General features: G+C 43.0%; 7 protein-coding genes. 4 read left to right on the top strand and 3 right to left on the bottom strand.

The window, feature by feature from the left end; all coding sequences use genetic code 11:
- The first annotated feature begins 171 nt into the window (after nt 1-171).
- The 4 genes from KTO63_RS21130 (at nt 172) to KTO63_RS21115 (ending at nt 6,901) form a co-directional block, all read left to right on the top strand.
- The gene (locus KTO63_RS21130) at nt 172-1,287 is read left to right on the top strand and encodes a Re/Si-specific NAD(P)(+) transhydrogenase subunit alpha (RefSeq protein WP_217793942.1); all 1,116 of its coding nucleotides are present in this window, start codon (nt 172-174) and stop codon (nt 1,285-1,287) included.
- Between the two features lie 104 nt (nt 1,288-1,391).
- Entirely contained in the window at nt 1,392-1,700 is a 309-nt protein-coding gene (locus KTO63_RS21125; protein ID WP_217793941.1) for an NAD(P) transhydrogenase subunit alpha, read from the top strand.
- Between the two features lie 91 nt (nt 1,701-1,791).
- Complete coding sequence (locus KTO63_RS21120) at nt 1,792-3,237, top strand: NAD(P)(+) transhydrogenase (Re/Si-specific) subunit beta (RefSeq protein ID WP_217793940.1); 1,446 nt, start codon at nt 1,792-1,794, stop codon at nt 3,235-3,237.
- 349 nt (nt 3,238-3,586) lie between these two features.
- Nucleotides 3,587-6,901 (top strand): glycoside hydrolase family 38 C-terminal domain-containing protein, encoded by a 3,315-nt coding sequence (locus KTO63_RS21115; protein ID WP_217793939.1) that lies wholly within the window; start codon nt 3,587-3,589, stop codon nt 6,899-6,901.
- A 57-nt stretch (nt 6,902-6,958) separates the two neighbouring features.
- Here the strand turns inward: KTO63_RS21115 and KTO63_RS21110 are convergent, their stop codons facing one another.
- The 3 genes from KTO63_RS21110 to KTO63_RS21100 all read right to left on the bottom strand — a co-directional run bounded on the left by KTO63_RS21110 (nt 6,959) and on the right by KTO63_RS21100 (nt 9,699).
- The gene (locus KTO63_RS21110) at nt 6,959-7,261 is read right to left on the bottom strand and encodes a hypothetical protein (protein ID WP_217793938.1); all 303 of its coding nucleotides are present in this window, start codon (nt 7,259-7,261) and stop codon (nt 6,959-6,961) included.
- A 171-nt stretch (nt 7,262-7,432) separates the two neighbouring features.
- Nucleotides 7,433-8,707 (bottom strand): hypothetical protein, encoded by a 1,275-nt coding sequence (locus KTO63_RS21105; protein ID WP_217793937.1) that lies wholly within the window; start codon nt 8,705-8,707, stop codon nt 7,433-7,435.
- Between the two features lie 170 nt (nt 8,708-8,877).
- Nucleotides 8,878-9,699, bottom strand: coding sequence for an SAM hydrolase/SAM-dependent halogenase family protein (locus tag KTO63_RS21100; RefSeq protein WP_217793936.1), 822 nt, complete (start codon nt 9,697-9,699; stop codon nt 8,878-8,880).
- Nucleotides 9,700-9,766 lie beyond the last annotated feature (67 nt).

Here is a 9,766-nt window from a genome sequence, read left to right as displayed (position 1 = left end):
CGTTCTATCGAAATTAGTTTCTAGTAATTCTAGGGAAACGGATTAATATTTATCTAAAGGATCTTTGCGGTTAAAAAATCAGTGTTGATCAGTTTCATCAGTGTCATCTGTGTGCTCCCTTAGTTGTTGCTCTGAAAAAAAACAGTTATCTTGAAGCAAGAATAACTACTTATGATTGTAGGAATTTTAAAAGAGCTATCCTTTGAAACACGCGTCTCCATGTTACCTGAAACCGTTTCTGCATTGATAAAGAAAAATGTAGAGGTTTGGGTAGAGCAGGGAGCGGGAGAAAAAGCCTCTTGTGCTGACGGTGACTATGTCAATGTTGGTGCAAGCATAAAATCGGCTGCGGAAATATTTCAATCAGCAAACATCATTTTATCCATTCATCCGCCAGACGAAGCTTCCCCCCAAACACATCCCTCGCAAATATTTATCGGAGTTTTCCAACCTTTATATAACGGCCCGCTAATGCAACAATGGGCCAAAAATAATCTAACCACTTTCAGTCTCGATATGCTGCCCCGCACCACCCGTGCGCAAAGCATGGATGTACTAAGTTCGCAGGCAAATATCGCCGGATATAAAGCAGTTTTGCAAGCCGCAAATATTTTTCCCAAATACTTTCCCATGTTCATGACAGCTGCAGGCAGCATCGCTCCGGCAAAGGTCCTGATACTTGGCGCAGGCGTAGCTGGTTTGCAAGCAATTGCCACAGCGAGACGGCTTGGGGCAGTGGTTGAAGTATTTGATACAAGACCTGCCGTTAAAGAAGAAGTGATGAGCCTTGGTGCAAAATTTATTGAAGTAGACGGCGCCGCGGATGTTTCCAAAGCAGGCGGTTATGCAGTAGAACAAACAGAAGAATACAAACAGAAGCAGCAGCAAAAAATTGCGGAAGCGATTGCCAAAGCAGACATTGTAATCACCACTGCGCAAATACCCGGCAAAAAAGCACCGTTACTAATCACTGATGAAATGCTGGCGCAAATGAAAAAAGGTTCCATCATCATGGACCTTGCATCGGCAACTGGCGGCAACACTACCGTCACAAAAAACAACGAAACTTTTGTACACAATGGGGTAACGATAGTCGGCAATTCAAGCCTGCAGTCAACAATGCCTTACGATGCCAGCAAAATGTATGGTAAAAACGTGTTGAACTTTTTACAACTCTTCATAGACAAAGAAGGAAAACTCAACCTGAATTTCGAAGACGATCTTGTAAAAGGCGCCTGTATTACGCACGGTGGCGAGATTGTGAATGCAAGAGTACGTGAATCGTGAAAGGTGAATGGTGAATGGTGGTCGATTAGCGAAGTCTTTATTCACGATTGACCATTCACATTTCACGACGCAAAACAGATTTTATAAACATCAAATTCAACAGCATGCAAAACATTCTCGAATGGTTTTCGCTACACGAACAATACATCTACATAGTGGTGTTGATGATCTTTTTAGGAATTGAAGTGATAGGACGCGTGCCTGCTGTATTGCACACCCCATTAATGAGTGGTGCCAACGCCATACATGGTGTGGTGATCATTGGAGCCATCATCGTAATGGGCAAGGCAGACACAAGCAATTATCTTGCTCTCGCACTCGGATTTCTCGCGGTTGTTCTCGGTACGTTGAATGTAGTCGGAGGTTTCGTAGTGACCGATAGAATGTTGGAAATGTTCAAAAAGAAAAAGTGATGGGTTATGAGCGATGAGTTATGAGTAAGTTTCTCCAAACTCATAGCCGCGAACTCTCAACTCTCAATTCTCAATTCTCAACTCCCAAAGCATGGAAATAAGCATCCTCACAATCTGTTATCTCGTTGGCTCGATCAGTTTTATACTGGGACTGAAAATGCTGTCGAATCCTGCAAAAGCAAGAACCGGCAATCGCATTGCAGCGCTTGGAATGACAATAGCAATACTGGCCACCATTTTTTTGTACAGGGATGAAGAAGGGAATCGTTTACATAACCATGCCTGGATTTTTGGCGGATTGTTGATAGGTGGCATTATAGGAACATTGGCCGCGAAGAAAGTTAAGATGACCGCAATGCCGGAAATGGTAAGCCTTTTCAACGGAATGGGCGGGGCGTGTGCAGCATTAATATCAATTGTAGAATATGATCATCTTGTAAAGCCTGCCTTGAAGGTTCTTAGTTATGCTGAGCAGAATGACACCGAGTTTTCGTTTTCAATAGACCTTTCCACCATGCCCGTTATCATTTTGGGTTTGATAATAGGGAGTATTTCTTTTGCCGGAAGCATTATCGCATGGGGTAAATTGAATGGAAAGATCAAAGACTTTTCTTTTCCTGGCCAACATATTGCCAATCTTACATTGCTTGCGATTATACTTGCGTTAGGTGTTTGGTTGTGGTTTGACCCAATTGCAGCGCCGAGGTTCTATCTCATTTTTGCGCTGGCTATTTTATATGGAGTAATGTTCGTGTTGCCCATTGGTGGGGCAGACATGCCCGTTGTTATTTCCCTGTTGAACTCTTTCACCGGTGTTGCCGCGGCTTGCGGTGGCTTTTTGTACAACAACAAAGCCATGTTGACCGGCGGTATACTGGTGGGCGCAGCCGGTACATTGCTCACTATACTCATGTGTAAAGCCATGAACCGTTCTTTGAAAAATGTATTGATCGGTTCATTTGGAGGCGCATCAAATGGGGGGGCATCAGGGGTAAAGTCACAAGGCAATTACAAAGAAATTTCTCTAAGCGACGCGGCAGTTCTGCTAACCTACGCACATAAGGTGATGATCGTTCCCGGCTATGGCTTAGCAGTGGCGCAGGCGCAGCACGTTTGCCACGAGCTTGAAAAAATATTGGAAAACAGGGGAGTGGAAGTTGATTATGCTATTCATCCGGTTGCCGGACGCATGCCCGGTCACATGAACGTATTGCTTGCAGAAGCTGATGTGCCTTATGATAAATTGAAAGAAATGGAACAGGCAAACGATGAGTTCGGTACCACTGATGTAGTACTGATCCTTGGCGCAAACGACGTTGTGAATCCTGCTGCCAAAACAGATCCTTCGTCCCCAATCTACGGAATGCCAATTTTGGAAGTAGAGAAGGCAAAAAATGTTATCGTCAACAAGCGTAGCATGAAGCCTGGCTATGCAGGTATCGAAAATGAATTGTTCTTTCAACCCAAAACGTCAATGCTTTTTGGCGATGCAAAGAAAGCATTGCAGGATTTGATTGCAGAGATAAAGCAACTTTAATTTGGGAATTTGAGGATTTGAATATTTGAAATGCCATACAGGAAGCTCGCATTCGCCCTCGTCTGACAGACTGATTGTTTTTTATTGCACACGGATGACACGGATCAGACGGATTTGCACGGATCTTTTTTGTGAAACAAACGAGTGTTTATCTGTAATCCCGATGCAGCACACAACGTATTCTTAATTCCTAATTCTTAATTCTTAATTCAATCCACACTGTACCGCTGGCGATCAATTTTAATTCTTTCCCGGAAACGCTAAGCTAACATCTAGCATTAAAATAGTAATAAACAGGACTTTTAATTTCTTACATTCAAGTTCCTTTACCAACACAACTATTTACTATATGAAACGCTTTTATTGTATCGCAGTTTTGCTTGGCTGCATACTCACTGGCACCGCCCAGAAAACGGTCCCCTACCTCGGAAAAGTAGACTGGATCAATGGCTTTGACCATGAAATTGAAGGCGAAAATATTCGCTATTTTTCTGCCTTTCCAGACTATGCAACAACTGCATTGCTCACCCGCGCCACCGATGGCAATAAAGTAATTGCGTGGGAAACAGCCGCCACGCCTGCACGAATCAAAGGGCCTTATGTTTACTTCAGTTGGGTGGCAGGCCACTCCACAGGCACCAGCGCCGGCGATCGTTATTTTGATTTGTACGTAGATGATAAAAAACTACTGACCTTCACTACCAAACCTGGCAACCAGGCACCGGTGTGGTCGTTTGCCGCTCCCGACAGCAGCAGGATTGTGTTTCAGCAAACTAAAAGAGACGGAGCCAACGACGCCCACGGCCTTATCTTTCTTCGTTTGCCTGTAAGTCGTGTTAAACCCGGTAAACCAGTAAAATTGAAGATCATCGGACAAGCCCAGCAAAGCAACGACTGGTTCATGACGTTTAAGTTTTCCTTCCAGGAAAAAGTTGATATCACCCCACAACCTTTTATACTTAAAAACGGACAACAGCCTGTAGCGCTTACTGCGCTTCATTTTGGTCAGCGTCAAACTTTCAAGGTTACTGTTGGTGGCAAAAAAGAATATTCGTTCCCGGTGGAAGATGGAGTTAATCACTTTGACATACCGGTAGATCCGGTACATCATCAGGATAGCATTCGCATGGTGGTAAGCAATGCAGGAAAAATACTGACAGATAAATTTGTTACACTTAAACCTGTTACTTATCGCGAACTGGATTTCATCCATCATGCTCATACAGACATCGGGTATTCTCACCTGCAACCAGAAGTGCTCAAGCGGCACATCAAGAACATCAACGATGCACTGGACATGATTGCTGCTACAAGAGATTATCCTGAAGAAGCAAAATTCAAATGGAACGTTGAATCTCTTTGGGCTGTAGAACATTTTTTAGAACAGGCAACGCCAGAGAAAAAAGAAGCATTGATAAAAGCAGTAAAGAATGGAGATATCTGTTTGTCGGCAATGTATGCTAACATTCTAACCGGTATTACAATGCCCGAAGAAGCGCTCCACTATACAGACTTCGCAGCACAACTACGCAAGACTTATGGCCTGCGAATTCCCAGCGCCATGATGTCTGATATACCTGGCTTTACATGGTCCACAGTAACGGCCTTCGCCAAAGGCGGTGTAAAATATTTTTCCAGTGGCCCCAACTACATGGGTGAAACACATCCTTATCTCGGAGATCGTGTAGGCGAATTTGTTCGCACTTGGGGTGATAAACCAGTTTGGTGGACATCTCCTTCAGGTGAAGAAAAAGTTTTGTTCTGGGCCGGTGGCAAAGGATACTCCTCATGGCATGGCACTCCTCCCGGTGGTGTATTTGAAAATGGTCCGCAAAAGATCGCGAATTATTTAAATGAGCTTGATGAGAAAAAATATCCCTACGATATTGTACAGTGGAGATACAATATTGTGGCAGATAATGGACCCATTGATACGTCTGTTTCACGGTTTGTAAAACAATGGAACGAAAAGTATAGCTCACCCAAAATAGTATTGAATACGACTGATAAACTCTTTGAAAAATTTGAGCAGAAATACGGTAAAGGATTGCCGGTAGTAAAAGGAGACATTACTCCGTATTGGGAAGATGGTGCTTTTTCTACCGCAAAGGAAGAAGGGCAGAATCGTGTCAACAGCCTTCGCTTATCGCAGTTGACCAATGCCTATGCAATGCTGGCTCCTGTTGAATACAACGAGCAGCAATTCTACAACGCGTGGACCAATGTCCTGATGTTTCATGAACACACGTGGGGCGCTTACAACAGTACTACGGAACCTGACATACCATTTGTTACAGAACAATGGCGCATTAAAAAACAATACATGCTGGATGCAGACAGTCAGATAAACATCATTGCCGGAAAACTTTTCCAACCATTGACAGACGAGCATTCACGCAGCATTGCTGTAGTCAACACATTGTCATGGCCAAGAAGCGGGCCGGTGAAGATCAATATAGCCGGCAAGTCCGTTAAAGACGCCTTGGGCCGGAAGTTGCCCTTACAACGTCTTGCAGATGGTAGCTATGTTTTCCTTGCCAGCAATGTTCCTGCTTTCGGAACGGAAATTTATACCGTGAGTGATGAACCTGTTACTGTCAGTACTTCGTTTACCCAGAGCAATAATATGCTTTCAAATGCGAACGTTACCGTTGCATGGGATCCTGTCTACGGCAGCATCACGCAACTAAGCGCAAAAGACGGACATAACTATGCCGGCACTTTCCAATCGCAGGGATTGAACAGTTATTGGTATGTACCTGGTTATGATCCAGCCGCTGCAGTTAGCAATCAAACGGTGCAAATGCAGGTGTTGGAAAGCGGTCCGGTAGTAACTACCATCGCCCTTCGTTCGCAGGCACCTGGCGCAAACTCGTTGGAAAAACGTCTAACACTATACGCCAACAGCAATGCTGTTCTTGTTGAAAATATTGTTGATAAAAAAGCAGTAAGGCAAAAAGAAGGAGTGCATTTTGGTTTTCCGTTTGATGTTCCTTCCGGAAAAGTAACGTTGGATGCAGGTTATGGCACCTTAAGATATCTCGATGATCAACTTCCGGGCTCCAATATGGACTACCTGTACGGCCGCAGATGGATGGACATCTCTGGTGCTGCCAACGGCTTACAATGGATGCTGCTGGAAACACCAATGGTAGAACCGGGCGCTATGAACGATGAACGCCTGCAAGTTTCTCAGAGTCTTAAAAAATGGAAAACGACAGGCGCGCCAACATCACTTTGGTTTTCCTATGCGATGAACAACTACTGGTACACCAACTACAAAGCAGATCAGGAAGGCGTTGCCAGCTTTCACTATGCACTACAGCCTCATGGTGAAGCAAATGACGCCGCACTCGAAATGGCAGCAACCGATTTTACACAACCACTGATCAGTTTTCCGGTGAAGAAGGAGGTTGTTCTAACAAAGGGACTTTTCCAGCTTACCAATGCTGCTGTTGTTGTTACGGCTATAGTGCCACAGGCAAGAGGCCAATACATGATACGTTTGTTTAATCCCGGTCATTCGTCACAAAACACCGGATTTAAATGGGGCTCCATCAAGCCTGGTAAAATTACAGATGTAAGAAATGGCGTTACAAAAGATGCCAACACTACTATTACTTTACCCGCAATGGGCGTTGAAGAATATTTAATCGCTCCGTAATAACGAATCGAATTTTTTCTAAGCGTTAATGGCTGGTCTTTTTAGGACCAGTCATTTTTATTTCATCAAATTAAAAGACACCACAATAATCGTAATGCTTATACAAACGAGCGCCACGAGAAAAGCATAATCTGCAAGAAGTTCCAGCTTTCTGCTTCTTGATTCAATTTGCGATCTCATGGACAAAAAAGAAAGCAAACAACTCGCCATTAAAAGCATGGCCGCCATTCCGGTGGAGTCATCAATAAAAGTTGCGGAACCAAACTTCGCGATCCGGATAGAAGTTAGCACTATCAAACAGAAACCTAACAGGTTGGAAGATGTATTAAGGATGTGTGGAGATTTATTTTCGACAGCCATAACTTTCATTTTATAAAACAAAATAACGCTGCCCGCCCAGTTTAAGAAGGAACCGCCACTAACAGTTGGTTATTTAGTAAAATATTATGTTACAGGCAGTAACTTTTAATAAATCAGGGGTATAAAAAAAACTCCGGAATCGCCGGAGTTTTTAATAATGTTAGCAGTTGGTTATTGACGTTTGTAAGTGGATTTATAAGTATAAATCTTCCCGTCATTGCCTTCTTCATCGTAAGAAATCTTCCATTGGTCATTGGAAACTTTTTCTATCGGAGCTTCGGACAAATATGGTTCGAGCTGTGGGCCCGCACCGTGTCCGTGGTCTGTATATTCGTTAACGACAATTACCTTTTTGGTTTTTGAATCGTAGCTCCATGCACCATTGTCCAGGAAATAATCTGAAAATTGTTCAAAGGTTAATTTATTGTCCCAGTAAATATTTTTTGTAGTAGTAGAGTATTCACTTACGTAGGTGCCATTACTGCTAAGCGTTACATAGTTCTTCTTAAAAATAATTGAGTCGGTACCTAAAAGCACATCATTCGCACGTGGTGCGTAAACCATATCAACCTGGTAGGTGTCTGTTGGTGTAACAACATAATAATTATTCCAGATGGCAGAAGAGACAATAACAGAATCACCATTTTTATAAACCTTGCTGGCTATGTTATCATTGTCCAAAAGTTCATCATTGCCTTTGGTCACCCATTTATTGTAAACAAAATCATAAGATTTCAATAACTGGCTTCCCTGCGACTTTTCAATTCTGGACAAGTTCCATGTACCTTCTAACCATTTACTATCATTATCGCTTCCGAGATGGTCAATGTAAATGCAGGTAGTTACAGAATTGCTCACGCGATTGTTGAAATCATAAGCCATATAAGTAACGCAAACCGTATCGGGTGTTTTAATATTTGCAGGAATATTGATAACGATAATACTGTCGTTAAAATTGTCGCCGCTACCCATAACGCTGATAGGCGATCTGTGCTGGATGGTCGGCTCCGCAGCATGACCAAACTGATGCACAGAGGCAGTTGAAATACTTCCTTGCTGCGTACTGGTTTGCACATTTATAGGCTTGGTATAATCAACAATGAAATAGTCACTTGCACCATTGATTTGCACATAATACCCTGCAACATCTCCTGATTCAATGCTCGTGTGAATAAATGCATGACGGCCTGCGATTGCAGTTACTGAAGGCTCATTTGAAGTGCCAAGTCTTATTTCCGATGTACTGCTGGGAATAGGCATAGTGCCCGTTGTGCGCTTGCCATGCCATACAGTAACGGCGGCAGACAAAGCTTTTGGATCTTTGGAAGAAACAGAGGTCGTGTCTTCGGGCAAAGTATCATCAGCGCTTTTTTGACAGGAAAACAGCGTAGTGCTAATGGTTATGGCACATAACAGCCATAAAGGGTATCCGGCTAAACGTTTCATTGGTACTAAAGGGGTTTAATAGCAAAGATATTTGTTCCTTTGTAAAGAACAACTTGCTCGTATAAAAACGACGATTGACCCTTTTTAGTATGAATTGAAGCTAAGTTTGAGCAATGTTAGGCAGTAAAAATCAGTGTAAATCAGTCTAATCTGAGTCATCAGTGTGCTCACTACTCGAAGAACACTTTCACCGTTTGATAGAACAGCCTGTTTTGTAAGTAAGCGTTTTGTGTTTGCTCAAGGTAGCCTTGCAAGCCGAAAAGCCCCGCTGCATTACCTTTGTTGATGGCTATCTCAAGATAACCCGCAGAATTAAATAGCGCCAGTTTTTCGCCCTCAGAAACATCTGCATAAGACTCGCTGATCTTATCGATCACTTCATCTCTTTTGAAAACAATTCTAAAACTGCGGCCGCGACGCTGCTGCTCAAAGTCGTCCCGTGTAATATTTACAATAACGTTCTCGAAGTTGTCAATGAAAATAATTTGTCCCTCCATCCAGTTCTCACCCAGCAGTGCGCGCAAATGATTTTTTTCAATGATGGGAACATCCGGCTCGCCAATGCTCAGCAAGCTTTTCCCTTCGGAAATATCGTTGATGGTTTTGCCAAAGATCTGTGCACAATACAAAGTGTTTTTGATGGAATTGCTATCAAGCTTCAGGCCGATCACCATTTCAGGCTTTTCTTCGAGGATCATTGTGAGCAATCCGTTGTCTGCGCAGAGTATGTATTGGTTTTTGTGAAACGCCAATAACAATTGCTGCGGCTTGCGCTCAAACAAGTTTACCATCACAATATGAAAAGTGAATTCCGGAAAATTTTTGATGGCATTCCTGCTGACGTAGGCCGACTGCGGATAATTAAATGGCGACAGTTGGTGTGTAACGTCAACAATATTGAATGAAGGATTAATTTGTAGCAATTGACCCTTCACCGCGCTCACCAGGAAATCCTGTTGACCAATGTCGGATGTAAGGGTAATTAACGCCATTCAATATATTTTCTTATTGCGATTTAAGTTAGAAATAAAATCTGTTGCTAATAAACAAATTCCTTTT

It is taken from the genome of Pinibacter aurantiacus, assembly GCF_019130065.1.
Classification (GTDB): domain Bacteria; phylum Bacteroidota; class Bacteroidia; order Chitinophagales; family Chitinophagaceae; genus Pinibacter; species Pinibacter aurantiacus.
This window is presented reverse-complemented; position numbering and strand designations above follow the sequence as displayed.

What these genes read in the sequence shown, in the direction of transcription:
- KTO63_RS21120 (WP_217793940.1), top strand. Translation starts at nt 1,792, where the DNA reads ATGGAAATAAGCATCCTCACAATCTGTTATCTCGTTGGCTCGATCAGT.
- KTO63_RS21100 (WP_217793936.1), bottom strand. Translation starts at nt 9,699, where the DNA reads ATGGCGTTAATTACCCTTACATCCGACATTGGTCAACAGGATTTCCTG.
- KTO63_RS21125 (WP_217793941.1), top strand. Translation starts at nt 1,392, where the DNA reads ATGCAAAACATTCTCGAATGGTTTTCGCTACACGAACAATACATCTAC.
- KTO63_RS21130 (WP_217793942.1), top strand. Translation starts at nt 172, where the DNA reads ATGATTGTAGGAATTTTAAAAGAGCTATCCTTTGAAACACGCGTCTCC.
- KTO63_RS21105 (WP_217793937.1), bottom strand. Translation starts at nt 8,707, where the DNA reads ATGAAACGTTTAGCCGGATACCCTTTATGGCTGTTATGTGCCATAACC.
- KTO63_RS21115 (WP_217793939.1), top strand. Translation starts at nt 3,587, where the DNA reads ATGAAACGCTTTTATTGTATCGCAGTTTTGCTTGGCTGCATACTCACT.
- KTO63_RS21110 (WP_217793938.1), bottom strand. Translation starts at nt 7,261, where the DNA reads ATGGCTGTCGAAAATAAATCTCCACACATCCTTAATACATCTTCCAAC.